The organism is Nonomuraea rosea (assembly GCF_039539705.1).
Classification (GTDB): Bacteria; Actinomycetota; Actinomycetes; order Streptosporangiales; family Streptosporangiaceae; genus Nonomuraea; species Nonomuraea rosea.
The window spans coordinates 88,753-115,419 of the sequence record NZ_BAABDQ010000004.1; the positions used below are offsets into that span (position 1 = coordinate 88,753).

Consider the following 26,667-nt stretch of genomic DNA (forward strand, 5'->3'; position numbering starts at 1 on the left):
AGCGATTGACGCGCCGAGCATAGGACCGTCATTCATGGTCATGTACGCGAATGCGAACCCGCGCATAACGGCGCCCCGAAGGCGGAAGGAGATCGATCGATGCCGGAACTGGCGACCGAGCGGCTGGTGCTACGGGGCTGGCGCGAGGAGGACCTGGAACCGCTGATGGTGATCTACGCCGATCCTGAGGTCATGCGCTTCATCGGCGACGGCTCGGTGCGTACGAGGGAGCAGACCGCGGCCGGTTTCGCGCTCATGCGGCGGGAATGGGAGGAGCGGGGCTACGGGATGTTCGCCGTGGAGGTGCGCGAGATCGGGGAGCTGGCCGGCTGGGCCGGGCTGACCATTCCCCACTTCCTGCCCGAGGTGCTGCCCGCCGTGGAGATCGGCTGGCGGCTGGGCCGGCCGTTCTGGGGCCGGGGCATCGCCACCGAGGCGGCCCGGGCGGCGCTGCGCTTCGGGTTCGAGGAGGCGGGCCTGGACCGGATCGTCAGCATCTGCCACGTCGACCAGCACGCGTCGGCGCGCGTCATGACGAAACTGGGCATGCGGCAGGAACGGGAGACGGTCGTCCCGGCCCACGGGCAGCCGGTACGGGTCCTGGCGATCACCCGCGACGAGTTCGAGGCGGCCTGACCCGCGACTCCGCAAAGCGGTCGGCACATGAGATCATGTAGGCCGGTCTCACGCGGCGTGTCAACTGCCGCCCCCCGAACGGAGACGCGCATGTCCGAGACGTACCGCATCGAGGCGATGCCGCGGACGGTGCTCGCCACCCGGATCTGCATGTGGATCCAGGCCGTGCTGGGGTTTCAGCAGGCCGGCACCTTCCTAGTCCTCATGGCGCTGGGTGTGCGGCTGGACGACGGCGAAGGCGTCGCGCTCTATTCCACCGCGCTTCCACTCGCCACGGTGTTGCTGGTCGGGTTTCTCTCCACCCGGGTCCCCTCGCGCCGTGGCTGGGTGCGGGCCGCCGTACTCGTCGTGGAGCTCCTGCTGATCCCGCTGGAGATCTGGGAGGTCCTGTACGGCGCCAGCCTCGGCAACGTGGTCGGCCTGCTGCTGGCTGCGGTGGTGTTCGTGCAGTTGTGCAGGCCCTCGTCGGGGAAGTGGTTCGACCGGTAGCTACACCGGGTGAATCACCCCTGAAGTTCGTCGGTGATGTCGGCGAAGGGGGTGGGCTTGTCGATCTTCACGGCGGCGGAGGCGGATGAGGCGGCCGCGGCGCCGAGGCCGAGCGCGAGAAAACCGGCAATGGCCATGACGGCGAGCTTCTTGAGCAGTCTGACGTGTGTCACGAGACCTCCCGTGCGATAGAAGATGCAGGGGTGATGGTATTGGACACAGAGATCGCGACACCATCCTCCGTTTAGGGCTGAAGGTACGAGCCTACGGACGGCAAGGATGTGACGGTGTCAGGTGAACACCCGACAAGCCTCGTCTCCGGGCCCGCTCCCCAGCCGGTCCTGCTATGGCCGCAAGGGCCCGGCGAGTCACTTGTAAGGCACCTGTAAGCCTGCACATCTAGACATACGTGTGTGAACCAAGACGCCGGAAGTTGCACGGCGTATCCGCGATCGCCGTACAAGGAGGGCAGCGCACCTGGTGACGCTGGAGATCAGATTTCTCGGCCCGTGGCAGGTCCTGGCCGATGGCGAACCGGTCCGGCTCGCCGGGCAACGACGCATCGGCGTCCTGGCCAGACTCGCCCTGGACGCCGGGCAGGCCGTCCACGCCGACCGGCTCCTCACCGACATCTGGGCAGACAGCTCCGCGGCCACCGCGGCCAAACAACTCCACATCGTGGTCTCCAAACTCCGCGAAACCCTCGCACCCCACACCACCGAGGAGATCATCCAAACCGTGCCCGGCAGCTACCGGCTCGCCCTCGACCCCGACCACATCGACGCCCACCGGTTCACCCGCCTGGCCAAACGCGCCCGCACCGCCCAAACCCAAGGAGCCACAGACGCCGCCGACACCCTCTACCGCAGAGCCCTGCACCTGTGGCGCGGCGACCCCCTGGCCGAACTCGCCGCCCCCTGGGCCCGCATCGAAGCCACCCGTCTGGACGAAGAACACCTCACCGTCCTGGAAGAGCACGCCGACCTCCGCCTGGCCGCAGGCGACCACCAGGCGGTGGCCGCCGACCTGGCCGCCCACGTACGCGCCCACCCCTTGCGCGAACGCCCCGCCGCCCAGCTCATGCTCGCCCTGCACCGCTCCGGCCGCCCCTCCGACGCCCTCGCCGTCTACCAGGACACCCGCCGGACCATGATCTCCGAACTCGGCCTCGAACCCGGCCGCGAACTACGCCGCCTGCACCAAGCCGTCCTGGCCAAAGACCCCATCCTCGACCTGAGCACCCCCGCCCAGCAGATCACCGCCGGCGCCCCCTACATCCCGGCCGAACTCCCCGCCGACACCCACGCCTTCACCGCCCGCGCCGAAGAGATCCACCACCTGCACACCGCACTCGGCCCCGCCCATGGGCCCGCCGTCACCGTCATCGACGGACCCGGCGGCATCGGCAAATCCGCCCTCGCCGTCCACGTCGCCCACGCCATGGCCACCCGCTTCACCGACGGCGTCATCTACCTCAACCTGCACGGCTCCACCCCCGGACTCGACCCGCTCACCCCGGCCCAAGCCCTCAGCCACCTGCTGCGCTCCCTCGGCCTGGACGCCGCCGCCACCCCCGCCACCCCCGCCGACCCTGCCGGCCCCGGCGAGGCCGCCGCCCGCTACCGCTCCCTGACCGCCACCTGCAACCTGCTGGTCATCCTGGACAACGCCCGCGACGCCGCCCAGATCCGCCCGCTCATCCCCGCCGGCCCCGGCTGCCGCGTCCTGATCACCTGCCGCGACCCGCTCACCACCCTGGACAACGCCCGCCACCTCCACCTGGCCACCCTGGACACCACCGACGCCACCGCCCTGCTGTCCCGCCTGGCCGGACCCGACCGAGCCCGCGCCGAACCCCAGGCCGTCGAACGGATCGCCGACCTGTGCGGCGGCTTCCCCCTGGCCCTGCGCATCGTCGGCGCCCGCCTGGCCGCCCGCCCCGACTGGACCCTGTCCGACCTGGAAAGACGGCTCGCCGACGCCACCCGCCGCCTGGACATGCTCCAATACGGCGACCTCGCCGTCCGCGCCGGCATCGCGGTCAGCCACCAGCACCTGCACGACGAACCCACCGGTGGCGACGCCGCCCGCCTGCTCACCCTGCTCGGCCTGCTCGACCTGCCCACCCACACCCCCGCCGCCACCGCCGCCCTGACCGGCTGGCCGCACCACCGCGCAGAAGCCGCCCTGGAACGCCTCCAGGACGCCCGCCTCCTCGAACCCGCCGGCCTCGACCGCTACCAGTTCCACGACCTGGTCGGCCTCTACGCCCGCGAACGCGCCCACCAGGACCTGCCGGAGCGGGAACGCACTTCCGCCGTACGGCGCGCGCTGCACCACTACGTGACCACCATCTGGATGGCGAGCACCATGCTCAACAGCGATCCCGTACTCCGATGTCCCGTCGAGTTGCCCGACAGCACCTTCAAGGACCTGGCGGAGGCGGGACGCTGGGTCCAGGACGAACGGGACAACCTGCTCGCCGCCGCACACCAGGCGCTGGCCGGCCCCGACCCGGCGACCGCCGTCGGCCTGGTCATCGGACTCCACTGGCCCTCCTGCTACCAGGGCTGGCACACCCAGCTGGCCGACGTCTACGCGCACGCCATCGAGGTGGCCGACCGCATCGCAGCATGGGAGGACAAGGCCCAGCTCCGCAGCTTCCTCGGCTGGGTCTACCGGGACCAGGACCGCCACGACGCCGCGATCGCGCAGCTGAAGACCGCCCTCACCGACTGGGACCGCGCCGGCCTGCCCCGGCGCAAGGCTGGGGCGTTCAACAACCTCGGCGTCATCCACACGCTCGTGGGCCGTTTCGACGAGGCACTCGGTTACTTCGAGTCCGCGTTGGACCTCAACGACGCCACCGAACGCCCTGGGGCCATGATCGCGATCCGCAACAACCGGGTGCACGTCTACTACCGCCAGGGCCGCTTCGACGAGGCGATCGCGGAAGCACGCCGGCTGGTGGAGCTCTGGCCGAAGGTGGGCACGGCCGCAGAAGCAGGCATCGCGCACGGTTCGCTGGGCGACGCCTACCGCAATGCCGGCCGGCTGACCGAGGCGGCGGACAGCTACGCGACGTCCGTCCGGCTGCTCCGCGAGTCGGGATACAGCCTGCAGGAAGCCGTGTGCCGCTGGTGGTTCGGCACCACGCTGCACGCCCTCGGACGGCACGGCGAAGCACGCGAGCAGTGGGAGGACTCCGTCGGCCTCCTGTGCGACGCCCGCCTGCTCACGCCCCGGGAAGCGACCGAGATCCTCGCCCAGCCCGTGCCGGAAACACCCCGGCCGATCAAGAACATGCTCTGACCCTGCCGGCGGCACCACGTCACGACGCTATCCGGGCACGCGCCGGCCAAGCAGGTCGGCCGCCTGCTCAGGAAGGCGGGCCCGTACGCGCGTGGCCGTAAGTCAGCCCGGCCAGGTTTCCTCGGAACAGACGACCCGGGCGGCCCCATGGGGTTCGGCGTCGCGGACGTGATACCGCCCGTCGTCCATGCCGAGCATCGTCACGATGCCGGAGGTGAGGACTCGGCGGCCGTGGATGTCACGAGCGTGCACGATCCTGCCCGCCAGAAGGCTGCCGTCCTCCGGCCCGCCGCTCTCCCTCTCCCAGCGCCACATCCGGTAGCTGCAGCCAGGGTCCTTGTCCCTGAGGTCAAGGTCCTCGTGGAGCGCGCGTGACGGGATCAGGAAGGTGAGCGCGTGATCGGGGTTCGACGGCTTCGGGAGCCTAGGTAGACGGCCCGCCTTGGGGCTTGCCGAAGAGGAGGCTTGCCCTCTGCCTAGGGACAGCAGGGACACTCACGTTCTGGGATGTCCCTCGCCCCTGCCTGTGTTTACGCTGGTCAAGCCGTGCATTGTGACGTCAGGGACAGCCGGGACACTTTCTCTGCCCGCAGCCTCTCGGCCTTCGAAAGCCCCATGAGTAGCTTCCCACCTGGTGAGTACGTGAGAGCTTGTGGAATCCGCATCGCTCAGGCGGGGCGTAATGCCGACAGGCGGGCGCCACGGCGCCAGGTCGGGATGCTCTTTCAGCATGTCGTCGGTCGTCGCATGGGGCGTTGTCGCGAGGGTGTCCACGTCGTTCGCCATAAGGCGATCTTGGAGACCCTCGTTCGCGTCTCCGCAGGCACCCCTTGGACCACACCACCAGGAGGAACCGGTGTCATACCCGCAACCGCTCAGCCCCGAGGAGAAACTCGCCGACGCGAAGAAGCAGCTGAGCCTCCCGCGTATCGTCGTGATCTGCGGCTCCACCCGTTTCATGACCGAGATGACCGAGGCCGATCTGTGGGAGACCAAAGCCGGAAAGATTGTCGTCAAGCCGGGTTGCGACATGAAGTCGCCGCACGAACTTTGGTCCGATCCTGTCGAGGCCGAGGCACTGAAGGTTCGACTCGACGATCTGCACCGAGCGAAGATCCGGCTCGCTGATGAGGTGCTCGTAGTCGGCGACTACATCGGAGACAGCACCCGAGCCGAAATCGCCTACGCCCGGTCGCTGGGCAAGCCCGTGCGGTTCACGCACCCCGAAGTCAACCCCGACGCCTGACCGCCCACCCCCATACCCTCCGCAGGCACCTCTTGGAATTGATCAACTAGTGTCTCCTCGCGGAGATCATGGAGTGCTAGCCACGGCTGCTTGCCCAGTGCGTATCGAAGCAACTGGTTGCCCTTGTCCAGCAAGACGCTGGTCTCGTGGCGGACCTTAACCGCTGGCACGGGCAGTGTGTCACCGGGACCGGGCATGTACAGGTCCACCGTGGCTGCGTAGGGGCTGGTTCCGGCCACGCTGACGATGTGCGGTTCACACCAGCCGCACCTCACCACGCGGCACCGTCCGGGAGATGAGTGCGGCGGCACGACACGGAGTTGCGGCAGGGTCGTGGTCGTGCAGCCGCAGCCGCGCTGTCCCGGAGCGCGGCAACGACGCGACGGTGAACACGTGGGAAGAGATGTCACCGCCGCGCCAGTCCATGCGGCTCTTGTCGTTCCAGGCCGACAAGGCGAAGGAGTTGTTCTGCACGGGTTCCATCACAGTCGGGCGTGGTGCGCCTCCGGGAGAGGACACCGGAGGCGCACCCGGATACTCGCCCGTGTCCGCCCATCCCCCGGAGGTGCACCCCGATGAGCAGCTCTCGCGCCTGGGCCAGACGACTACGCACCGAGCGGTCCAGACGAGGATGGTCTCAGCGTGACCTCGCCCTGCAACTATCCGCCGTCGCTGACAGGAAGCTCCCTGAGCCGGAGAGCATCGTGCGCCGGATCCGGGATCACGAATGCGGCAAGCACCGACCGGACGACGAGTACGCGGAGCTGTACTGCCGTGTGTATGGCTTGAGTGAGTCCGCGCTCTTCAACGATGGGCACGAAGAGGTCGACCTTGGCGACGAGATCGACGCGATCGAGCTTGCTCGCCGGGTGGCGGCCAGCAACGTCAGCACGGAGACGCTGGAACGGCTTGAGCTTGCCATAGACGACCTGGCATCCGATTACCCACGCACACCACCGGCGCAGCTCCTTGGCCGCGTACGGCGGCATCTGGAATACGTGACGCGGCTCTTCGACGGCAAGAAGACTCTCGCTGAGCACCGCCGCCTGCTCCTGGCGGGCGGTTGGCTGTCGCTGCTTGCGGCAACCTGTCACATCGACCTGCGCCAGTATCCGGCCGCTGCCGCGCGCCTACGGACGGCTGGGCAGTTGGCCGGCCATGCCGGGCACGACGAGATCAGGGCATGGTGCCTGGAAACCGAGGCGTGGCAAGCCCTCACGGAGGGCGAGTACCAGCACGCCATGATCTTGGCTCAAGGAGCGCAGGACGTCGCACCACGCACCAGCTCCGCATTCATTCAGGCCACTGGGCAGGAGGGACGGGCTTGGGCACGAATGGGGAAGAGCACCGAAACCCGGGCCGCACTGCATCGGATACACCGGATGGTGTCGCCGATGCCCATGCCGGATCGGCCCGAACATCACTTCCGGTATGACCCGGCCAAGAGCGACGCTTACACCGCGACCACGCTTTCTTGGCTGGGCGACCCGGCCGCCGTGAACTACGCGCGTCAGGTGCTCGCACGACTGGAATCTGCCGTTGATGGGGGACCACGCCCGCGTCGAGCGGCGTCGGCGCGCCTCGATCTTGCTCTGGCCCTGCTCGCCACCGACGAGCCAGGAGAAGCCGGATACGTCGCGCGCCAGGCCCTCATGAGTGGTCTCCTGGTGCCCTCGAACTACTGGCGCGCCAAAGAGGTCATCGCCGGAGTCGAAGAGCACGGTCTGGCGGAAGCCGTCGAGCTTCGTGAGGTCTACCGCGAGCTGTACGGTTCATCGTCGGAACCGCAGCGTCCCCAGATCAACTCTTGACGGTCTGGCCTACCTGAGCGTGAGCGCTGAATACGTAATGCTCGACGGGCTGTGCAAGCGGGAGATTCATCAATTCCCACCTCGTGCCCTGCCGAAAGCAGGAGTTTCATCGGTTGCAGTACACATCTACTCGTTCACGCTGGAGAGTGACACCACGATGTAGGTTTCCCACTTCTTCGGATCAGCTTGCAGTGCTTTTTCTGCCGCCGGCTCCAGTTGCGCGCCAAGCGAATCCAGATCCTCCACAGAGCCAAGCCTCGTGGTCGTCCCCTTCCAGCGACTCGACTCCATTTGGACCGGCACGTCAGTAGGGCCGACCTCGTTCCACCCGAGCTGCTCCAGGCGATCGCGCGCGAGGTCGAGCGCTTCGGGAAAGTCGGCGGCCCGCATGTCGACCACCAGAATCTCAATGACTTGTACAGTCCGCTCGTATATCGGGTCCGCGAAGGTCTGCGTAACGACGCGGCCCACGCTCCGCACGTTCGCGAGAGCATCAGGATCGACCTTGATCACCGTCTCGGGCAACCATGCCGCATCGCACCCTGAAACGGCAACCAACAGGCACAGCGCCGCCAATAAGCGCTTAACCATGAAAGTATCCTTTCTCTGCTTCTTTGCGTCACGGGTGCTGTCTCAAAGATGAATCGGCCCGTATGCGCAGCGTTTCGGTCCGTACACGGCGTCAGGCATGCGCGAGTGCGTCCGCCAGTTCTTTCATCCTTGTCACGATGAGATCGGCCCCTGTCTCGTCAAGCCGCCTGGCTTTTCCTGGCTTGTTGGCGTAGCCGACAGCGAGCACCCCAGCGAGCTTGGCCGCCTCAACGTCTGTTACCGAATCTCCGACTAGCAGGGCGGACGAGGGTTCCGCACCGATGTGAGTAAGCGCCTGAACGAGCAGGTGAGGATTCGGCTTCATGAGTGAGGGGTCGGCTTCCGCCCGCGCGGAGATGTGCTCCACCAGACTGCTGAGCCCTTGCCGGCCTAAGAAGGCCGACACTGAGGCTACGGAGTTGTTGCTCACTATGGCGACAGGCACTCTTTTGCCGCGTGCTCGTTCCATCAGGTCAGTCGCACCAGGGGTAGGCCTCGCTGTCCCGGCCGCCTTCACTTCCAGCTCGGTGAGCGTCCGGAGAGCGAGCTGGTTCAGATCGCCGCTCAGAGAGGCACTGAGCCGGAACACCTCCAGGGGATCGTCCGTGGTGCGCGCCTCCGGCGGGAGTTGCGCACCTGCCTCTTCCAGGACGGCGCGGAGACTGTCCGCCACAGTTGTTGCCGGCAGTCCAGCGAAGATATCGCAGATCGGCCCGTCGAAGTCCAGCAGGAGGCACCGTGCCTCGCTCAGGACGGTCCGGACGGCTGCCGCCCCCGACCGCGCCATCAGGACACCTCGCGAACGACCGAATTCCACACCGCGTCGAACCACGCGGACGACTGCTGAACGTACTGACACGACGTCGAATCGGGACCATCGCTCAGTGCGAAGTGGAACAGCTCGGTGTCCTCACCCATCACGTCGAACATCGTGACAGGCTCGCCGCTGATCCGGACTTCGGCGGACGCGTGCGCCACGAGGCCGAGATCCCTCAGCTCACGCACCGAGACCACGATGGCCTGAGCATGCCGAGAGATGATCTTCTCGGCGCGTTGCCTGAACAGCGGCTCATCCTCCCTGTTGTCCACCCGGCAGGGGAGAGACCAGGGGCGGTTGGTGTCCGGTAGCAGGAGCCGGATGGAGATGCGCTCCGGGGTCAGGCGGCCCGCCCGGATGTTGTCGAGCGCTTCCATGACCGCGCCGTGCAGCGTCTCGCCGGAGAACCCGGCGAAGTCGCCCGCCACACAGCCGCCACGGTGTTGCTCATCATCGGAGTGCCCGAGCGCACGGTCATGGCCATCATGGGGTGGTCCGGCTCGGGCATGGCGGCGCGGTATCAGCACGTGACAGACGGCATCCGGCAGACCGTGGCCAAGGGAGGTCGGGGCTCTCATTCGGGAAGCGGAGAGGAGCCCTGAAGAGGCCAACTGAGACCCAAAGCGAGAGGGGTCATGCCGTTGATCACGGCATGACCCCTCTGAGCTGGCGGAGGATGGGGGATTTGAACCCCCGAAAGGTTGCCCTTTACACGCTTTCCAAGCGTGCGCCCTCGGCCACTAGGCGAATCCTCCGTCGCTGAGCTTACCGGACTTCCAGGGATGTGCAGACCACCTTTTTCGATGGGTGTTGCGGGTGTGGAGCGAGCACTGCCACGTCCGGCTAGACTGTCCAGGGACCCCTCGCGCGGCGTCATCCTGTGAACCTCCCCAGGGCCGGAAGGCAGCAAGGATAAGCGGGCTCTGGCGGGTGTGCGGGGGGTCTCTTCGTTGGAGCCCCCTCGCAGGCGGGATGGTCGTATGAGCCTTGCGCTTTACCGCAAGTACCGACCCGGGACCTTCGCCGAGGTCAAGGGTCAGGAGCATGTCACAGACCCGCTGCGGCAGGCGTTGCGGACGAGGCGGATCAACCACGCCTACCTGTTCAGCGGCCCCCGAGGGTGTGGCAAGACCTCCAGCGCGCGGATTCTGGCGCGCTCTCTCAACTGCGAGCAGGGCCCCACGCCCGATCCCTGCGGCGTCTGCGAGTCGTGTGTCGCGCTCGCCCCGACAGGGCCTGGACACCTCGATGTGATCGAGATCGACGCCGCCTCGCACGGTGGCGTGGACGACGCTCGCGACCTGCGCGAGCGCGCCTTCTTCGCGCCGGTCTCCGCGCGCTACAAGATCTACATCATCGACGAGGCGCACATGGTGACCCGCGAGGGTTTCAACGCGCTGCTCAAGCTCGTCGAGGAGCCTCCGCCGCACCTGAAGTTCATCTTCGCGACGACCGAGCCGGAAAAGGTCATCGGCACCATCAAGTCGCGTACGCACCACTATCCGTTCAGGCTGATGCCGCCCGCGACGCTCAAGGCCCTGATGGAGGAGATCCTCACCTCCGAGAGCGTGCCTTTCGAGCCGACCGCGCTGCCCCTCGTCGTACGCGCCGGCGCCGGCTCCGCCCGTGACTCGCTGTCGATCCTCGACCAGCTGCTGGCCGGCGCCGAGGAAGACGGCATCACCTACGCCAAGGCCGTCTCCCTGCTCGGCTACACCGACGGAGACCTGCTCGACGAGGTCGTCAACGCGTTCGCGGCCCGCGACGGCGGATTGGTGTTCCACGCGGTCAACCGGGTGATCGAGGGCGGGCACGACCCCCGCCGCTTCGCCTCCGACCTGCTCGAACGCTTCCGTGACCTGGTGATTCTGGCCAACGTTCCCGAGGCGGCGTCGAGCGGTCTGCTCGACCGTCCTGCCGACGAGCTGGACCGGCTCGTCCAGCAGGCCGCCTCGATGGGGCCCGCCGAGCTCACCCGCGCGGCCGAGATCTTCAACGCCGGCCTCACCGAGATGCGCGGCGCCACCTCGCCGCGGCTGCTCCTTGAGCTGATGTGCGCGCGCGTCCTGCTCCCTGGCGCGGCGCAGGGCGAGAGCGCCTTGCTCGCCCGACTCGAACGTCTCGAACGTGGCGGCGCCGTTGCTCAGATGGCCGCCCGGTCCGCCGCCGGTGCATCCGCTGCTTCTGGTACGGGCGCGGCCTCTGGACATGCGTCTGGCGGCGGATCCGGGGCGGTGAGCATTCCCCGGCCCGGTGCTGCGAGTGCGCAGGGCAATCGGGTTGGTGGGGGTGCATATCCCGGCGATGGGGGCGAAGCGGCAGGCGCAGCCCATGCTGGTGGGCGCGGCCAGGTCCCGTCGAGTGCTGGTCAGGCCGCCTCGACCGCTGGGCCCGTGTCCGGACCTTCCGACGCTGCTCCGGAGAACGTCGCCGGTCCCTCTGCGGCTCATGCGGGTTCACCGGCTGACGACTGGCCGGAGACCGCTCGTCCTGGCTTCCCGTCGGCATCGAACGCGGGTGCACCAGGGGGATCGGGTGGGGCCCGGCCAGCAGCGGCTCATTCCGCTCATTCGGGTGGGGGTGAGACGCAGGAGGCCGCGCCGGTCGCGGGTGGTTCGGGCGCCATGCAGGCGCAGTGGCCTGCCGTGCTGACCGCACTCAAGCAGCGCAGCATCGTCGTCTGGGCGAACGTGAGCACCAACGCCCAGGTGGTGGGCGTGGAAGGCAACCTGGTCACGCTCGGCTTCGCCCAGGTCGGCGCGATGAAGAACTTCACGGGTGGCGGCAAGGACGCCGTGGTGGCCGGCGCGCTCGGCGACGTGCTCGGGGGCACCTGGCGCGTCGATGCGGTCGTCGGTGGCTCCCCGGCTCCGCAGCCCAACCGGGGACCTGCGCGTTCCCAGCCGTCCTCGCACGGCCCTTCCGCTTCCGGCCCTGCGGGTGGCCCGGGTTCTTCGGGTGGCTCAGGTCCTTCGGGTGGCCCGGGAGCGCCTGGTCAGGGAGGTCACGCGCCGGGCGGCTCCGGTGGGCCGGGTGGTTCGCACGGAGCTGCGGCAGGTGCCCAGGCGACCTCGCAGGGCACACCGGGCTCGCAGGGGCGTACGGCCTCGCACGGCAACTCGCCCGATGACCAGGGTTCGCAGGATCCCGGTCAACCTCCGGCTGCGGGTCCCGCGGCTGCAGATGCTTCGGATGCTGCGGGGTCAGCAGGGCGCCAGACGACGGATGAGTCGTGGCCTGACGCTCCTGACGACCCCAGCCCTGACTCTCCGCCGGCTCCGGATCCCACCCGGACCGTGGCCGCCGCCCACCAGGCCAATGGCTCACCTGCGGGTGGTGCTCCTGCGGGCGGGCCACCCGGTGTGGGGCTGGCCGCCGCCAGATCGGCCGCGAAGGCCGCCGCCCAGGCGGGGCCCCGTGTCCCGAGTGCACGCGGCGGTACTACGGCTACGGCTACGGCCACGCGCGGCGGTACGACGGCCTGGCCGGACGCGATCCCCGGGCGTAACAAGGGCCCTGAGTCGGACGAGGTCGATCCGCTGAACGACGCGGACGCCGACATGGAGGCGGTCTCGGGCATGGCGCTGCTGGAGCGGGAACTGGGCGCCAAGGTGATCGGCGAAATAGACCACACCTGATGACCTCAGGCCTCCAGCTTCACGACTTCATGGCGGGCGGTTAAGCGGTCCGTCCCCTGTGGTCTTGGGGCGCGGGTCATCCGGGGCTGAAGTCCTCTTGGGCGTCTGATCTTGCGGGGCTGAAGTCCGCTGGGCGTCTGATCTTGCGGGGCCACGCCTTCCGGCGGCTGGGGCCTTCCGGTGCACGGACCTGTGGGTGGGTTTCGGCGTGCACGTCTGCTGGTGGCTCGCCCTTCGGGGGCCGGAAGCTGGTGGCGTGCCTGGTCCTCGGCGGAGGCACGCCTTTTGCCCGGAGTGCCGGTGCCCGCGGGCTGGACGGCGATCGGCCTGCTCGGTCCAATCCGTTGCGCAACGTGGCGACGTCACGGCCCTGGCCCGGGCGGCCGAGGGGCGTTGAAGTGAGGGCCGGTAGGGACGGCGGCGGGAGGCGTCCTCCCGTGCCCGCCGTAAAGGAGCAAAAGAATCTAAAAGCAGAGACGAGCGCGCGCGGCGGCGGCGCGCGGGTCGGTGGCGGGCAGGGCCGCGAGGCGCTCCAGGACCTCGTAGTCCTCGCGCCCGTTGGCCGTCTGCGCGTACGCCCACAGATCGCCCGCGCACCCGTGCCGCAGCAGGCACGCGCGTACCTGGGCCTCGAGCTCGTCCCGCTCCCGGCGGAGCTCCGGGGACTCCGAGCGCAGCAGGAGCGGCCCGGTGTACGCCCGCGCCAGCGCGTCCGAGTCGCCGGCCGACAGGTGCCGCCGCAGCTCCAGGAAGTCGGCCTCGATCGGGCAGGTCAGCCGGTACGGCTTCGCCGCGATCGCGTCCCCGAGCTGGGCCCGCAGCCGGTGGATCTCCGCCCTGATCGTCACCGGGTTGCCGTCGTCCCCGTAGAGGTGGAACGAGAGCTGTTCGGCCGTCAGCCCGTGCGGGTGCAGCGCGAGCAGGGCGAGGATCTCCGCGTGCCTGAGCGACAGGGGCCGCTCCCGGTCGCCGAAGCTGGCCTTGGGCATCCCCTCGCCGAGGAAGCGCAGGGTCAGGGTGGAGGCGGTCGCGGACGGTGACGGCCGCAGGAGGAAGCCCTCGGAGAACGGCTCCAGCAGGGCCACCGTCCCGTCCCGCAGGATCATGCGCTGGCCGGGGAAGTGCACACCGAGGTGGACCCGCTCGCCCAGGCTGCCCGACGGGTCGCCCGAGATGACGCGGCCGGTGGGCGAGAGCAGGATGCCAGGACGGCGTACGGACTCGAAGTGGCGGCGCAGGTGCTGGTCGCGCTCGTGCATGCGCAGCGCGAGCTGGCTCTCGGCGAGCTTGGCCGCGGCGGCGACCAGGGCGACCGTGGCCGGGTGCAGGCTCCTGGCGGTGCCGCTGACGTCGACGCAGCCGATGACCCGGCCCGAGTCAGGGTCGGTGATCGGGGCGGCGCTGCACGACCAGACGTGCAGCACCCGCATGAGGTGCTCCTCCGAGTAGACGTGCGTGGGCCGGCCGGTCGCGAGGGCGGTGCCGATGCCGTTGGTGCCCACGCTCCGCTCGGCCCACTGGTGGCCGTCGGCCAGGCCGACCCGGTCGGCGTGGCGGAGGATGGTGCGGCCGCCCTCCCGCCACAGCACGCGGCCATCACCGTCTGTGACGATCATGATGTGCCCGGTCCCGTCGGCCAGGCCGGAGAGCGTCTGGGCGAGCAGCGGCAGCAGGGGCTGCAGGGGATGAGCGCGGCGAATGTCCTCGATATGGGAAAGGTCCCAGACCAAGGGCGCGCTGGTGGCCTCCGGGTCGATTCCGGCGTCCAGGGAACGCCGCCAGGAGGCGGTGATCAACTGGCGGGGAGCTTTCGGCCATACCCGACCTGTCGCGGCGGCTTCGTGGGCTCCGCGTAGCAGGCGGGAGTACGCATCGAGGTGGGCGTAACTCATCGGTCACTCCAAGTAGTCAATCAGAGCATCCGTCGTGCAGGCGTTCTGCGCAACCCGTTCAGGGGGATTGCGGAGGGTGATTGAATGAACGCAACGTGTGTGCAACGTTCGGCGGACTAGCGTCCCGGTCAATGCGTCGGCGTGGTGCGGCCGCTCCGTCCGACGTGATGGCCGGGTCTCGGACACTGGAGGGGGGCCGAGACCCGGCCAAAACCATTGGTCGCGGCGCCGCCTGGACGGTCCGGCGACAGTCAGCGTAGAGGCAAGGCCGGGGCTTGACGGGGTCAAGTGCGGCGCTGGCATTACGGATCGGCGAGACGGCGACCCGGGGATGACAGCGCAGGACAGGGACCCGAGGGGAAACATGGGGACGCCGCCAGTACATGACGCCGCCCAAACACCGTAGGCTCGTGGCAGTCAAGAACGCGGAGCCACGAGGAGCGCACGACGGTGAACCCAGGGGATGTCAACCTGCAGCAGCTGCTGGAGCAGGCACAGCTCATGCAGCAGCAGCTTGTGAGCGCCCAGCAGGAGCTCAACGACGCGCAGATCGAGGGCTCGTCAGGCGGCGGCCTGGTCACGGCCGTCGTCAACGGCTCGGGCGAGCTGCTCGAGCTCAAGATCAACCCGAGTGTGATCGACGCCGCCGACGCGCAGGACACCGCGGAGACGATCGCGGACCTGGTGATCGCGGCTGTCCGCGACGCCGTGCGCGCGGCCGCCGATCTGCAGCAGGAAAAGCTCGGCCCGCTGGCCCAGGGTCTGGGTGGCGGCGGCCTCGGACAGTTGCCAGGATTCTAGGCATGTACGAAGGGGTCGTCCAGAATCTGATCGACGAGCTGGGCCTGTTGCCCGGCGTCGGTCCCAAGAGCGCGCAACGGATCGCGTTCCACCTGCTGGCGGCCGATCCAGCCGACGTCAAGCGGCTGGCGCACGCGCTGCTCGAGGTCAAGGAGAAGGTCCGCTTCTGCCAGGTCTGCGGGAACGTCGCCTCCGAGGAGAAGTGCCGCATCTGCCGCGACCCCCGGCGCGACCTGCACGTCATCTGCGTGGTCGAGGAGTCCAAGGACGTCGTCGCGATCGAGAAGACGCGCGAGTTCCGCGGCACCTACCACGTGCTCGGCGGCGCGATCAGCCCGATCGACGGCGTCGGCCCCGAAGACCTGCGCATTCGCGAGCTCATGACGCGGCTGGCCGACGGCAGCGTCACCGAGCTCATCCTCGCCACGGACCCCAACCTCGAGGGGGAGGCGACGGCTACCTACCTTGCCCGTCTGGTCAAGCCGATGGGTGTGAAAGTGACACGACTGGCCAGCGGTCTGCCTGTGGGCGGTGACCTCGAATACGCCGACGAGGTGACCTTGGGCCGCGCGTTCGAAGGACGGAGGCTGCTGGATGTCTGACCAGTGGAGCTCGCTGGCGGAAGAGATCGCCGGGCACGCACAAAACTACGTGGACGGCCTGACCAGGGTCGCCAGCGGCGAGGGCGGCGACGCCATCTGGTCGCTGCTGCTGGTGGAGGTCGCGCAGATGAGCCTGGCGGGGGCCAAGCTCGGCGCGAACAGGGACGTCATCCTCGCGGGCAACTACGAGCCGCCGATGAGCGAGGACCCCGACATCGACAGCGTGCGCACGGCGCTGTCCGAGCTGCTGGAGGCGGTGGACGACTACGCGGAGGTGTTCGATCCGTACAAGGACACCGGCGTCACCCCCTACCGGCTGTCCGACGACCTGACCGCGGTCGCCGCGGACCTCATCCACGGGCTGCGCCACTACCACGCCGGCCGCCCGCACGAGGCGCTGTGGTGGTGGCAATACTCCTACTTCAACACCTGGGGCAACCACGCGGGCGCGGCGATGCGCGCGCTGCAGGCCCTGGCCGCGCACTCGCGTCTCGACGTGGCGGAGGAAGCCACCACGGTCTGACGAACGCCGGCAGCGGCACCGCGGTTCTGGTGGGCGTCCACATAGTGGTCCGACCCAGCAGCCGCATGAGAGGCCCCCAGTAGACTGGCAGCTCACAGTCCAGACCGGGAGACTCTCGTGGCGCTCGTTGTGCAAAAGTACGGTGGTTCGTCCGTCGCCGACGCGTCCTGCATCAAGCGGGTCGCGCAGCGGATCGTCGCGACGAAAAAAGCCGGCAACGACGTGGTCGTGATCGTCTCAGCGATGGGTGACACGACGGACGAGCTGCTCGATCTGGCCGAGCAGGTGTCGCCGCTGCCTCCGGGCCGCGAGCTCGACATGCTGCTGACCTCGGGTGAGCGCATCTCGATGGCCCTGCTGGCGATGGCGATCGCCAACCTCGGCCACGAGGCCCGCTCATTCACCGGCTCGCAGGCGGGTGTGATCACCGACTCCACCCACGGCAAGGCGCGCATCATCGACGTGACGCCCGGCCGCATCCGTGAGGCGGTCGACCAGGGCGACATCGCGATCGTGGCCGGGTTCCAGGGCGTCTCGCAGGACACCAAGGACATCACCACGCTGGGCCGCGGCGGCTCCGACACCACGGCGGTGGCGCTGGCGGCGGCTCTCGACGCCGACGTGTGCGAGATCTACACCGACGTCGACGGCATCTTCACCGCGGATCCGCGCATCGTGCCGCCCGCCCGTCAGATCCCCAGGATCTCCTATGACGAGATGATGGAGATGGCGGCCTGCGGTGCCAAGATCCTGCATCTCCGCTGCGTCGAATACGCTCGGCGGTTCAACCTGCCGATCCACGTACGCAGCTCGTTCAGCACCAGGGAAGGCACGTGGGTCGTCTCCGACCCTTACACCGAAGGAACCGAGATGGAGCAGCCGATCATCTCCGGCGTCGCACACGACCGGAGCGAGGCCAAGATCACTGTTGTCGGGGTCCCCGACAAGGTCGGCGAGGCTGCCTCGATCTTCAAAACGCTGGCCGACGCCGAGATCAACATAGACATGATCGTCCAGAACGTCTCGGCCGCGGCCACGGGCCGCACGGACATCTCCTTCACGCTGCCCACGACTGACAGCCAGACGGCGCTGGCGGCGCTGAAGAAGATCCAGGGAGAGATCGCCTACGAGTCGCTGCTCTTCGACGACCAGATCGGGAAGGTGTCGCTGATCGGCGCGGGCATGCGCTCGCACCCCGGCGTCACGGCGACGTTCTTCGCGGCCCTCGCCGACGCGGGGGTCAACATCGAGATGATCTCCACCTCGGAGATCCGCATCTCAGTGATCGTCGGGCAGGACGGTGTGGACGCGGCCGTGGCGGCCGCCCACCGTGCCTTCGATCTCGACGCCGACCAGGTCGAAGCAGTGGTGTACGGAGGTTCAGGACGATGAGCAGCAGGCCGAATCTTGCCCTGATCGGGGCGACCGGCGCCGTGGGCACCGTCATGCGGGACATCGTCTCGACGCGTGCGGACATCTGGGGCGAGATCCGTCTCGTCGCCTCGCCGCGCTCGGCGGGCAAGCTCCTTTCCGTACGCGGTGAGGACGTCGTCGTCCAGGCCCTCGCGCCCGAGGTCTTCGACGGCATCGACATCGCGATCTTCGACGTGCCCGACGAGGTGTCGGCCGTCTGGGTGCCGATCGCGGCCGAGCGTGGCGCCATCGCGGTCGACAAGTCCGGCACGTTCCGGATGGAGCCCGACGTCCCGCTGGTCGTGCCCGAGGTCAACCCGCTCGACGCGCGCAACAGGCCGCGCAACATCATCTCGACCCCCAACTGCACGACGCTGTCGATGATGACGGCCATGGGCGCGCTGCACGCCGAATACACGCTCACGGAGCTGGTCGTCGCCTCCTACCAGGCGGTGTCCGGCGCGGGCGTGGCGGGCACGGCGCGGCTCTACGACGAGGTCGAGGCACTGTCCGGCGACCGTTCGATCGGTCAGGCGGTCGGCGACGTGCGCAAGGTGCTCGCCAACAAGCTGCCGGAGGAGTCGCCGTTCCCGGCGCCGGTGGCGTTCAACGTGGTGCCGTGGGCCGGCTCCTACAAGGACGGCGGCTGGGCCTCCGAGGAGCTCAAGCTCCGCAACGAGTCCCGCAAGATCCTGGGCATCCCGGAGCTCAAGGTCTCCGCGACCTGCGTACGCGTGCCGGTGATCACGACGCACTCGCTGGCCGTGCACGCGCGCTTCGAGCGCGAGATCACGGTCGCGGACGCGCACCGCGTCCTGGAGGCGGCGCCTACGGTGGTCCTCATGGACGACCCGGCCAACGGGGTGTTCCCGACGCCTCTCGACGTGGTGGGCACCGACCCGACCTACGTGGGCCGTATCCGTCAGGCGATCGACTTCCCCAACACGCTCGACCTGTTCGTGTGCGGTGACAACCTGCGCAAGGGTGCGGCGCTCAACGCGGCGGAGATCGCCGAATTGGTCGCTTCCGAGCTCTGATCTCATCGCCTCTTGCCAGGCGATGGTGAAGGTGGTGTGGACGTCGTACGTCTCGTGCGGCGTCCTCGTCATTTCCCGGCGTCATTACCGGCGGCGTACTGGGTCGTTCCCGACGCGGTCGCCGTGGCCCTGTCACCGGAACAGGATGTCCCAGTGGTCGCTCTCGTCGGCGAAGGTGGTACCCGAGCCCGATCGGTAGAGCGCGGCCCCGTCGCCGCGGACACCCGCCTTGTCATGGTGCTTCGTGATGTAGTGATCGATGCACGAGTTGTGGGTGATGTCGAGCTTGTAGCCGTTCCCGTGGCTGAAGTGCCCGGGCGCGTGCCCCTCCTCGGTGCCTCCCGTGACCATGATCGGGCAGCGGCTGTCGCGCTTCAGCTCGATCATGCGGGCGATCGTGCCGGTGCGGACCGAGTCGAGCGAGGTGCAGTGGTGCATGTGCTTGCTCGTGCAGTTGCCGGTCGACTTCGTCCGCAGGCCGGCGCTCTTCAGCCAGCCGCTGGCGGTCGCGTGGGACATCTGGACGGCGGCCTGCCTGGGCATGACCCGCGTCAGATCGACCTGTGCGCGCTTGTGCGCCACGCGGGCAGTCACTTGGGGCATCACCGCCACCCCGGTGCGTACAGGGCTTCTCTGGGCTTTTGACGCCTCCGGCCGGGTCGCGGACTCCTTGCGGACGCGCTTCTGAACGGTGGCCTTGGACGGCGCGGCCACATAGGGCCGCTCGTGGACGGCGTGCGGGCGGTCCGAGGAGGCCCAGCGGTCGAGCGCGTCCTCTGCCTGCTCTTGGGCGGCGACGTCCCACCGCGAGTGGATGAGCGGCCACTCACGCATGGCCTCCAGGCGTTCCCTGGCCATCATCAGCCGCTCGAACGCCCAGGAACCGGACACCGGCGGGCCCACCGCGTACGCGTCGGAGATGGCCTCCGCCAGGGCCGCCTGCCCGTAGAGCGCCGGCCCGTCCTCCCATCCGGGAAGGCCGGTCTCGTACTGACCGCTCGATGCCGGCTGCCCTTCGGGGTGGGTAGCGGCTGAGGCGGCCGAGGCCAGCGCGAGTATGGTGATCTCAATGCCGAGGAGCGCGACTACGATGAGGCGCACTGTTCCACGTATCCACATGTCGATGCCTTTTCGCGGAAATAGCCCTTCCGCCTGAAACGACAATCCCACCTTTCACAGGAGATAACTCATGCCGCAGGGTCAACTTTGCCTTGTGCCGGTGATCACCGTGCGGCTTCATGACCTAACACGGTTTCACGACGTAAAGTGACGAACGTGTCCGAAGCCCGAAACCGTGGATCGGAGAGCACCCGAGAGGTCATCGTCGAGACGGCCTTGCGACTGTTCAGGGAGCGTGGCTTCGACGCGACCACGATGCGTGCCATCGCGGCCGAGGCCGGGGTGTCCGTGGGCAACGCCTACTACTACTTCAGCGGCAAAGAAGCGTTGATCCAGGCGTACTACGACCGTGCGCAGGCCGAGCACGAGCAGGCCTGCCGGGCCTTGCTGGCCGAGGAGTCGTCGTTCGCCGCCCGGCTGAGCGGGGTGCTGCGCGAATGGGTACGCGTTTCGGAGCCGTACCACGAGTTCGCCGTGAAGTTCTACAAGCACGCGGCCGAGCCGACGAACCCCCTGAGCCCGTTCAGCGACCAGTCCTCGCCCGCCCGCGAGGCCTCCATCGCCATCTACCGCCAGGTCGTCGAGGGCTCGCGCGACCGGATGAACGCCGAGTTGCGCGAAGAGCTGCCGGACCTGCTCTGGCTGCTGTCCATGGGCATGGTCCTGTTCTGGGTGCACGACACCTCGCCGGGCTGCACGCGCACGTACCGGCTGATCGAGGCCACGGTGCCGCTGGTGGACCGGCTGGTCGGGCTGTCGCACCTGCCGGGGCTGCGCGGGATCACGAAGGACTTCATCGCGGTCGTGCACGAGCTGCGGGCGTAGGGCGCAGCGGCGGGGGCCGCCGGTCTGGCGGGAACATACCGCCCGGTTGGTATGGTCGCCCTATCGACTCGACGAACAAGCCGGAGGGCCGCGTATGACTCAGAACTGGGGCATGACGATCCCCTTCTCCGACCGCTCGCTGGCCAGGTCGCAGGAGCTGATCGCGGAGCTGCCGGGGCTCGGATACACCGACGCCTGGTCGGCCGAGGTCAACGGCGCCGACGGCTTCACGCCGCTGGCGCTGGCGGCGCAGTGGGCGCCGGGGATCAGGCTGGGCAGCGCCATCGTGCCCGTCTCGACCCGCGGCCCGGGGCTGCTGGCCATGTCGGCCGCCACGCTGGCCGACCTCGCCCCTGAGCGGTTCGTGCTGGGCATCGGCGCGTCCTCGCCGGCGATCGTCGAGCGGTGGAACGCGGGCACGTTCGACAAGCCGTACGCGCGCACCCGCGACACGCTGCGCTTCCTGAAGAAGGCGCTGGCGGGGGAGAAGGTCTCGGAGGCGTACGAGACGTTCGAGATCAAGGGGTTCAAGCTGGAGCGGGCGCCGAAGGTGCCGCCGAAGATCGTGCTGGCCGCGCTGCGCCCCCGGATGCTGCGCCTGGCCGCCGCGGAGGCCGACGGCGCGATCACGAACTGGCTCTCGCCCGACGACGTACGGCAGGTGCGGGCCGAGATCGGCCCGGACACCGAGCTGATCGCCCGCCTGTTCGTGTGCGTGAGCGAGGACACCGACCGGGTGCGCGAGATGGCCAGGTGGATGCTGGCCAGCTACCTGACCGTCCCGGTGTACGCCGCCTTCCACGACTGGCTCGGGCGCGGCGAGGTGCTGCGGCCCATGCACGAGGCGTGGGCCGCCCGCGACCGGCCGGCGGCGCTCAAGGCGATCCCCGACGAGGTGGTGGACGCCCTGATCGTGCACGGCGACGCGGCGACCTGCCGGGCCAGGATCCAGCAGTACGTGGACAACGGGCTCGACACGCCCGTACTCGCCCCCATCCCGGGCGGAGAGATCTCCATCGAGCAGGCCGTGCGGGAGCTGGCTCCCCGAGCGTAAGGAGGCTGCATGGACGACTTACTGAGGTTGGACGCGGTCGGGCAGGCGCAGGCGGTCAAGGACGGCCTGGTGTCGGCACGCGAGCTGGCCGAGGCCGCGATCGCCGCCATCGAGGCCCGCGACGGGGAGCTGAACGCGGTCATCTTCCGCCGGTTCGAGCGGGCGCTGGCCGAGATCGACGACCTCCCGGCGGACGCGCCCTTCCGTGGCGTGCCGATCCTGCTCAAGGATCTCGGCTGGCGGCAGGCGGGCGAGCCCTACAGCGCGGGCTCGAACGTACGCGACGGCCTGGTGGACGCCGCCGACGGCTATGGCGTGGTGCGGTTGCGCGAGGCCGGGTTCGTCCTGCTGGGACGGACGAACACGCCCGAGTTCGGCAGCACGATCACCACGGAGCCGGTGGCGTTCGGGCCGACGCGCAACCCGTACGACCTGGCGTACTCGGCGGGCGGGTCCAGCGGCGGCTCCGCGGCGGCGGTGGCGGCGGGCCTGGTCGCGCTGGCCACCGCCAGCGACGGCGGCGGGTCGATCCGCATCCCCGCGTCCATGTGCGGCCTGGTGGGTCTCAAGCCGTCGCGCGGCCGGGTGAGCATGGGTCCCGCCATGGGCGAGGGCTGGAACGGGTTCTCGTGCCCGGGATTCGTCAGCAGGAGCGTGCGCGACACGGCGGCGGCGCTCGACCTCGTCTCCGGCTACCGGCCAGGCGACCCCTATGACGCGCCCGCGCTGCCCGGGAGGCTGGCGCTGGAGGCAGGGGCGGATCCGGGACGGCTGCGGGTCGGGTTCGTGACCGCGCATCCCAGGGGCGACGTGCCCGAGGTGCCCGCGCTGACCGAGGCCGTCACCAGGGCCGCGGCGCTGCTGGCGGAGCTCGGCCACGACGTCGCGCCCGGCGGGCCGCAGGCGCTCGGTGAGCCGGACTTCACCCGGCATTTCGGCGCGATCGTGGCGAACAACCTCGCCGCGCAGGTCATCGCCCTGGGCGAGCTGCGCGGCAAGCCCGTGCAGCCGGAGGAGCTGGAGACGCGCAACGCCGCCATGGTCGCCGCGGGGCGCGGGAACGGCGCGGCCGACCACATCCTGGCCACGCAGTGGGTGGACGGGTTCCGCCGCCGCATGGCCGCGTGGTGGACCTCCGGCCACGACCTGCTGCTGATGCCCTCGCTGGGGGTGGAGCCGTTCCCGCTCGGCTGGATCCCGCCGGGGGACCTCAGCCTCGCGTTCGGCAGGACCGCGCACGCCGTGGCCTTCACCTCGCCGATCAACGCGACCGGGCAGCCGGCGATCTCGCTGCCGCTGCACAGGACCGAGGCGGGGCTGCCGGTGGGCGTTCAGCTCGTGGCCGCGCCCGGCAGGGAGGACGTGTTGATCAGGGTGGCGGCGCAGATCGAGCAGGCCAGGCCGTTCGAGCACCCGGCGATGGGCTGATCGCCAGGAACTCGTGGCCGTGGTGACGCGTTATGTCGTGAGAAGTCGGGGGTAGGGGGTTTCTCATGATGGCGAAGTCAGCACGGGCAGCGGCGGCGTGGCGTACGTACCGCGAAGTGACCAAGCCTGGCACGCCTGGCTTGATGACCAGGGTGCGGGCGATCCCGCGGATGGTCGGCGCGGTCATGCGCGGACAGTACGCGGGCATGGGCAAGAGCAAGCTGGCCCTGCTCGGGCTCGGCGTGGTCTACATCCTGTCGCCGATCGACGTCGTGCCCGATTTCCTGGTGCTGATCGGCGTGGCCGACGACTTCGGGGTGTTCCTGTGGCTGGCGGCCGCGCTGCTCGGCGAGAGCGGGCGCTACGTCCAGCATGAGCGCAGCATCATCCAGGGCAGGACCGAAGGGCTGGAGCAGGCCTAGATCCTTCCCGGGGTCTCCCCGGGAAGGCGGCTCAGATCTCCTCCATCCGCAGCCAGGCGCGCGACGGCAGCGGGTGCCCGAACAGGCGGGCGGCGTTGCCGTACGCGACCCTGGCGATGTCGGCGGGCGGGAGCGTGCCGAGGTTGCGCGCCACGGACTTCTGGGTGTCCGGCCAGGTCGAGTCGGAGTGCGGGTAGCCGCTCTCCTGCAGCACGTGGTCGAGGCCGACCGCGAGCCGCACCCCCGACAGCGCGTGGTCGTCGAGCGTGCCGAAGAAGAAGTTGCGGCGCAGCACCTCGCTGGGCTTGAGCCCGCCCTCCCAGGCCGCCTCGCCGGCGACCGGGTGGTCGAGGGCGTAGTCGGCGCGCTCGGCCAGCATGGGCAGCCAGCCCACGCTGCCCTCCACGATAAGGATGCGCAGCGCCGGGAAGCGCAGCGGCAGCCCCGACCAGAGCCAGTCGGCGCAGGCGAACATGGCGCTGGTCGGCATCAGCGTGGTGATGGCCTCGATGGGCGTGTCGGGCGAGGGCACAGGGGACCAGGACGAGTCGCCGGTGTGCAGCGCGACGACCGTGCCGGTCTCCTCGCAGGCGGCGAAGAACGGGTCCCAGTGGCCCGAGTGGATCGACGGCAGCCGGAGCCGGGTCGGGAACTCGGGGAACACGACGGCCTTGAAGCCCCTGGCGGCGTTGGCGCGGATCTCCTTGGCGGCGACGTCGGGATCGGGCAGCCACGGGAGCTGCAGGCCGATGATCCGCTCCGGGTAGGTGCCCGCCCAGACGTCGATGTGCCAGTCGTTCCATGCCTTGACCAGGGCCAGGCCGAGCTCTTGGTCGCGGGTCCTGGCGAACGGCATGCCCGACTGCCCGGCCAGCATGCCGGGGAAGCAGAGCGCGGCCCAGATGCCGGCGACGTCCATGTCCTCGATGCGGGCCTCGATGTCGTGGCAGCCCGGGCGCATCTGCTCGAACCTGACCGGCTCCAGCGTCCATTGCTCGCGCGGCAGCCCCGCGCCCACGTCGATGCCGGCGCACGGGTAGGTGGCCCCGCCGTAGCGCCAGACCTGGTGACCCGCCTCCGTCTCCACGACCTTGGGCGCGACCTCGGCATATTTCTCCGGCAAGCGGCCCTCGAAAAGGTCGGGCGGCTCGATCAGGTGATCGTCGGCGGAGATGATCACGTAGTCGCGCCGCCTCGGATCCGGGTCGGGGAGCAGCGGCGTAGTCACGCGTGTAACCGTACGACGGCGGGATAACGTCGAACAAGCTGCGACGTATCCGTTGGGTATCCGAGATTTTCAGACCCGGGATCGCCGGGAGGGGGATGTGGCGATCCCGGGTATGGAACGGGCCCGCTTGTCGAGGGGTGGTACCCAACACGGGCCCGGCGACCCACTACCCCTCCGGAAGCGGTTCAGTCAGCAGATGGCGGCGAAGTTCGGCGATCGCCTCCTGCGGGAGCCTGAGCACGTGGGTGACGTACTTCTCGATGGAGCCGTGCCGCGCGGTCAGGTCGGTGAGGAAGTACCGCATGGCCTCGGCGGGGGCCAGGCCGAAGCCCGGCCACAGCGGCGCGTCGGGGTGTCTCCTGCGCCAGTCGCGGATGAAGCGGTCGGTGGCCAGCCCGGTGAGCGCGTAGTCGGCCACGATGTCGTCCTCGCCCACGCCCGTCAGCGACAGGATCAGCGCGGCGAGCACCCCGGTGCGGTCTTTGCCGGCCGCGCAGTGGATGACGACCGGCGCGTTGTCGGCCAGCGCGATGGTCTCCAGGGCGGTCCTGAGGTTCGCGACGCCGTCCTCGGTCACCTCCAGATAGCGGTCGGCCAGGTATCGGCCGATGCCCGCCTCCTCGCTGAAGGCGGCGACCTCCCAGCGGCGGCCCTCGATGGGCAGGTTCTGGTAGAGCTGTCCTTCGCTCTCGGGGACCCGTCCGCCCCTCTCCACCTCGTACGGGTGGCGCAGATCGATGACCGTGCGCACGCGCAGCGCGCGGAAGGCCGGCAGGTCGTCACCGGCCAGCCAGCCCAAGGAGTCGGCCCGATAGAGCCGCTGCCACTGGACGGTCCGCCCGTCCCTGGTGGCATATCCACCTACGTCGCGAAAATTACACAGGTTCGTGAACTCAATGTGGCGGAGCACGCTCCACACCTTAATTGGCGACGGTCCCGGCCTCCTCGGACACGACGTCGCCGGAGGAGGCATGAGGGGACTCCTGAGCCTTCCGCTCGGCCACCTCGCGCCGGATCAGCAGGATCCAGCCGCCGATCGCGATCCCGATGAACAGCCACCACTGGACCCCGTAGGCCAGGTTGAGCCCGCCCCCGGAGCCGACGTCCGGCGCGGGCACCGGCTCGGGCGCCGCAACGGGCTTGGGCTGCTGCTCGGTCAGCTCGACGTAGCCGCCCACGAGCTGGTACGGGAGCCCTTCGCCGATCGTGGCGGGGTTGATGAGGAGCACCTGGCCGGCCGGCAGCCCGGACCGCTCGCGGATGCCGCTGGACGCCTCGGTCTCGCTGGGGCGTAGCCGACCGGTGACAGTTATCTGCCCGGTGGGCGGAGGGGGCACCTCGGGCGCGGTGTCGGCCGTGGCGCCCGCCTTGACCCAGCCCCTGTTCACGATCACGGCCGTGCCGGGACCGGTGACCAAGGGGGTCAGCACGTAGTAGCCGGGCATCCCGGCCTGGGGGCGGCGGCGTACGAGGAGGGCGTGGGACGGGTCGTACGTGCCGGCCACCGTCACGGTCCTGAACCGGTCGTCCTGCCGGACCTGCCGCCCCGGGCCCGCCAGCCGCTCCAGCGGCACCGGCCCGGCCTCGATGTTGGCGGTGACCCGGTCACTGTTGGCGGAGCGCTCTTCGAACCGCCCGAACTGCCACCGCCCGAGGAACACGAAAGCGGGGATGACCAGCAGCACCACCACGTGGAGCGACAGCCATCGGGGCGTCAGCAGGAACCGGTACACGCCTTCAAGGGTAGGCACCGACCCCCGTGCTCCTTCACGCGCCTCACCCG

Annotated in this window: 27 protein-coding genes, 1 tRNA gene and 1 other RNA gene; 17 read left to right on the top strand and 12 right to left on the bottom strand. The window is 69.3% G+C overall.

Features of this window, described 5'->3' with window-relative positions; genetic code table 11:
- Positions 1-99 precede the first annotated feature (99 nt).
- Together ABEA43_RS11405 and ABEA43_RS11410 are read left to right on the top strand one after the other, a co-directional pair.
- Complete coding sequence (locus tag ABEA43_RS11405; RefSeq protein ID WP_345560962.1) at positions 100-636, top strand: GNAT family N-acetyltransferase; 537 nt, start codon at positions 100-102, stop codon at positions 634-636.
- Between the two features lie 90 nt (positions 637-726).
- Entirely contained in the window at positions 727-1,125 is a 399-nt protein-coding gene (locus ABEA43_RS11410) for a hypothetical protein (RefSeq protein ID WP_345560964.1), read from the top strand.
- A 14-nt stretch (positions 1,126-1,139) separates the two neighbouring features.
- On the opposite strand, the gene ABEA43_RS11415 is transcribed toward ABEA43_RS11410, so the two are convergent.
- Positions 1,140-1,298: a hypothetical protein gene (locus ABEA43_RS11415; protein ID WP_345560965.1), complete on the bottom strand. Its 159-nt coding sequence runs from the start codon at positions 1,296-1,298 to the stop codon at positions 1,140-1,142.
- A 307-nt stretch (positions 1,299-1,605) separates the two neighbouring features.
- On the opposite strand from ABEA43_RS11415, the gene ABEA43_RS11420 reads away from it, so the two are divergent.
- On the top strand, positions 1,606-4,437 hold the full coding sequence (locus ABEA43_RS11420; protein ID WP_345560967.1) for an AfsR/SARP family transcriptional regulator: 2,832 nt from the start codon (positions 1,606-1,608) through the stop codon (positions 4,435-4,437).
- 102 nt (positions 4,438-4,539) lie between these two features.
- On the opposite strand, the gene ABEA43_RS11425 is transcribed toward ABEA43_RS11420, so the two are convergent.
- Positions 4,540-4,752, bottom strand: coding sequence for a hypothetical protein (locus ABEA43_RS11425; RefSeq protein WP_345560969.1), 213 nt, complete (start codon positions 4,750-4,752; stop codon positions 4,540-4,542).
- A 541-nt stretch (positions 4,753-5,293) separates the two neighbouring features.
- Between ABEA43_RS11425 and ABEA43_RS11430 the strand changes: the two genes are divergently transcribed.
- The gene (locus ABEA43_RS11430) at positions 5,294-5,683 is read left to right on the top strand and encodes a hypothetical protein (protein WP_345560971.1); all 390 of its coding nucleotides are present in this window, start codon (positions 5,294-5,296) and stop codon (positions 5,681-5,683) included.
- A gap of 255 nt (positions 5,684-5,938) precedes the next feature.
- Here ABEA43_RS11430 and ABEA43_RS11435 read toward each other — a convergent pair whose 3' ends face one another.
- On the bottom strand, positions 5,939-6,157 hold the full coding sequence (locus ABEA43_RS11435) for a hypothetical protein (protein ID WP_345560973.1): 219 nt from the start codon (positions 6,155-6,157) through the stop codon (positions 5,939-5,941).
- Between the two features lie 230 nt (positions 6,158-6,387).
- Here ABEA43_RS11435 and ABEA43_RS11440 point away from each other — a divergent pair, with 230 nt between their 5' ends.
- The gene (locus ABEA43_RS11440; RefSeq protein WP_345560975.1) at positions 6,388-7,494 is read left to right on the top strand and encodes an NsdA family TPR-like regulatory protein; all 1,107 of its coding nucleotides are present in this window, start codon (positions 6,388-6,390) and stop codon (positions 7,492-7,494) included.
- A 126-nt stretch (positions 7,495-7,620) separates the two neighbouring features.
- Here the strand turns inward: ABEA43_RS11440 and ABEA43_RS11445 are convergent, their stop codons facing one another.
- From ABEA43_RS11445 to ABEA43_RS11455, 3 genes are all read right to left on the bottom strand, one after another.
- The gene (locus ABEA43_RS11445) at positions 7,621-8,085 is read right to left on the bottom strand and encodes a hypothetical protein (RefSeq protein ID WP_345560976.1); all 465 of its coding nucleotides are present in this window, start codon (positions 8,083-8,085) and stop codon (positions 7,621-7,623) included.
- Positions 8,086-8,176: 91 nt separating this feature from the next.
- Positions 8,177-8,872, bottom strand: a complete 696-nt coding sequence (locus ABEA43_RS11450; RefSeq protein ID WP_345560977.1) for an HAD family hydrolase — start codon at positions 8,870-8,872, stop codon at positions 8,177-8,179.
- Entirely contained in the window at positions 8,872-9,330 is a 459-nt protein-coding gene (locus ABEA43_RS11455) for a hypothetical protein (RefSeq protein WP_345560978.1), read from the bottom strand. Before ABEA43_RS11455 ends, ABEA43_RS11450 begins: the two co-directional genes overlap by 1 nt.
- A 30-nt stretch (positions 9,331-9,360) precedes the next feature.
- Here ABEA43_RS11455 and ABEA43_RS68155 point away from each other — a divergent pair, with 30 nt between their 5' ends.
- Positions 9,361-9,504 (top strand): hypothetical protein, encoded by a 144-nt coding sequence (locus ABEA43_RS68155; protein WP_425570248.1) that lies wholly within the window; start codon positions 9,361-9,363, stop codon positions 9,502-9,504.
- 65 nt (positions 9,505-9,569) lie between these two features.
- On the opposite strand, the gene ABEA43_RS11460 is transcribed toward ABEA43_RS68155, so the two are convergent.
- Positions 9,570-9,657: transfer RNA gene (locus tag ABEA43_RS11460), tRNA-Ser, on the bottom strand.
- Positions 9,658-9,756: 99 nt separating this feature from the next.
- Here ABEA43_RS11460 and ffs point away from each other — a divergent pair.
- An RNA gene (ffs, locus tag ABEA43_RS11465) (signal recognition particle sRNA small type) lies at positions 9,757-9,852 on the top strand.
- 30 nt (positions 9,853-9,882) lie between these two features.
- A complete protein-coding gene (locus ABEA43_RS11470) occupies positions 9,883-12,540 on the top strand; it encodes a DNA polymerase III subunit gamma and tau (RefSeq protein WP_345560979.1) in 2,658 nt (885 codons plus the stop codon).
- Between the two features lie 464 nt (positions 12,541-13,004).
- On the opposite strand, the gene ABEA43_RS11475 is transcribed toward ABEA43_RS11470, so the two are convergent.
- Positions 13,005-14,432 carry a GAF domain-containing protein gene (locus ABEA43_RS11475; protein WP_345560981.1) on the bottom strand — a complete coding sequence of 476 codons (1,428 nt, stop codon included), beginning with the start codon at positions 14,430-14,432 and terminating at the stop codon, positions 13,005-13,007.
- A gap of 450 nt (positions 14,433-14,882) precedes the next feature.
- On the opposite strand from ABEA43_RS11475, the gene ABEA43_RS11480 reads away from it, so the two are divergent.
- The 5 genes from ABEA43_RS11480 (at position 14,883) to ABEA43_RS11500 (ending at position 18,808) form a co-directional block, all read left to right on the top strand.
- The gene (locus ABEA43_RS11480; protein WP_345560983.1) at positions 14,883-15,233 is read left to right on the top strand and encodes a YbaB/EbfC family nucleoid-associated protein; all 351 of its coding nucleotides are present in this window, start codon (positions 14,883-14,885) and stop codon (positions 15,231-15,233) included.
- A gap of 2 nt (positions 15,234-15,235) precedes the next feature.
- Complete coding sequence (recR, locus tag ABEA43_RS11485; protein ID WP_345560985.1) at positions 15,236-15,835, top strand: recombination mediator RecR; 600 nt, start codon at positions 15,236-15,238, stop codon at positions 15,833-15,835.
- Entirely contained in the window at positions 15,828-16,358 is a 531-nt protein-coding gene (locus tag ABEA43_RS11490) for a DUF5063 domain-containing protein (protein ID WP_345560987.1), read from the top strand. The genes recR and ABEA43_RS11490 overlap by 8 nt, the downstream gene beginning before the upstream one ends.
- A gap of 117 nt (positions 16,359-16,475) precedes the next feature.
- On the top strand, positions 16,476-17,750 hold the full coding sequence (locus tag ABEA43_RS11495; RefSeq protein WP_345560989.1) for an aspartate kinase: 1,275 nt from the start codon (positions 16,476-16,478) through the stop codon (positions 17,748-17,750).
- Positions 17,747-18,808, top strand: coding sequence for an aspartate-semialdehyde dehydrogenase (locus ABEA43_RS11500; RefSeq protein ID WP_345560990.1), 1,062 nt, complete (start codon positions 17,747-17,749; stop codon positions 18,806-18,808). Before ABEA43_RS11495 ends, ABEA43_RS11500 begins: the two co-directional genes overlap by 4 nt.
- A gap of 132 nt (positions 18,809-18,940) precedes the next feature.
- Here ABEA43_RS11500 and ABEA43_RS11505 read toward each other — a convergent pair whose 3' ends face one another.
- On the bottom strand, positions 18,941-19,909 hold the full coding sequence (locus ABEA43_RS11505; protein WP_345560992.1) for a hypothetical protein: 969 nt from the start codon (positions 19,907-19,909) through the stop codon (positions 18,941-18,943).
- Between the two features lie 174 nt (positions 19,910-20,083).
- Here ABEA43_RS11505 and ABEA43_RS11510 point away from each other — a divergent pair, with 174 nt between their 5' ends.
- The 4 genes from ABEA43_RS11510 to ABEA43_RS11525 all read left to right on the top strand — a co-directional run bounded on the left by ABEA43_RS11510 (position 20,084) and on the right by ABEA43_RS11525 (position 23,656).
- Positions 20,084-20,752 (top strand): TetR/AcrR family transcriptional regulator, encoded by a 669-nt coding sequence (locus ABEA43_RS11510; protein ID WP_345560993.1) that lies wholly within the window; start codon positions 20,084-20,086, stop codon positions 20,750-20,752.
- Positions 20,753-20,846: 94 nt separating this feature from the next.
- Positions 20,847-21,806, top strand: coding sequence for an LLM class F420-dependent oxidoreductase (locus tag ABEA43_RS11515; RefSeq protein ID WP_345560994.1), 960 nt, complete (start codon positions 20,847-20,849; stop codon positions 21,804-21,806).
- Positions 21,807-21,815: 9 nt separating this feature from the next.
- Positions 21,816-23,234 (top strand): amidase, encoded by a 1,419-nt coding sequence (locus tag ABEA43_RS11520; RefSeq protein ID WP_345560995.1) that lies wholly within the window; start codon positions 21,816-21,818, stop codon positions 23,232-23,234.
- Positions 23,235-23,299: 65 nt separating this feature from the next.
- On the top strand, positions 23,300-23,656 hold the full coding sequence (locus ABEA43_RS11525) for a YkvA family protein (RefSeq protein ID WP_345560996.1): 357 nt from the start codon (positions 23,300-23,302) through the stop codon (positions 23,654-23,656).
- A 31-nt stretch (positions 23,657-23,687) separates the two neighbouring features.
- Here ABEA43_RS11525 and ABEA43_RS11530 read toward each other — a convergent pair whose 3' ends face one another.
- The 3 genes from ABEA43_RS11530 to ABEA43_RS11540 all read right to left on the bottom strand — a co-directional run bounded on the left by ABEA43_RS11530 (position 23,688) and on the right by ABEA43_RS11540 (position 26,635).
- Positions 23,688-24,884 carry an amidohydrolase family protein gene (locus ABEA43_RS11530; RefSeq protein ID WP_345560997.1) on the bottom strand — a complete coding sequence of 399 codons (1,197 nt, stop codon included), beginning with the start codon at positions 24,882-24,884 and terminating at the stop codon, positions 23,688-23,690.
- 166 nt (positions 24,885-25,050) lie between these two features.
- Positions 25,051-25,803 carry a tyrosine-protein phosphatase gene (locus ABEA43_RS11535; RefSeq protein WP_345560998.1) on the bottom strand — a complete coding sequence of 251 codons (753 nt, stop codon included), beginning with the start codon at positions 25,801-25,803 and terminating at the stop codon, positions 25,051-25,053.
- Between the two features lies 1 nt (position 25,804).
- Positions 25,805-26,635 carry an SURF1 family cytochrome oxidase biogenesis protein gene (locus tag ABEA43_RS11540; RefSeq protein ID WP_345560999.1) on the bottom strand — a complete coding sequence of 277 codons (831 nt, stop codon included), beginning with the start codon at positions 26,633-26,635 and terminating at the stop codon, positions 25,805-25,807.
- Positions 26,636-26,667 lie beyond the last annotated feature (32 nt).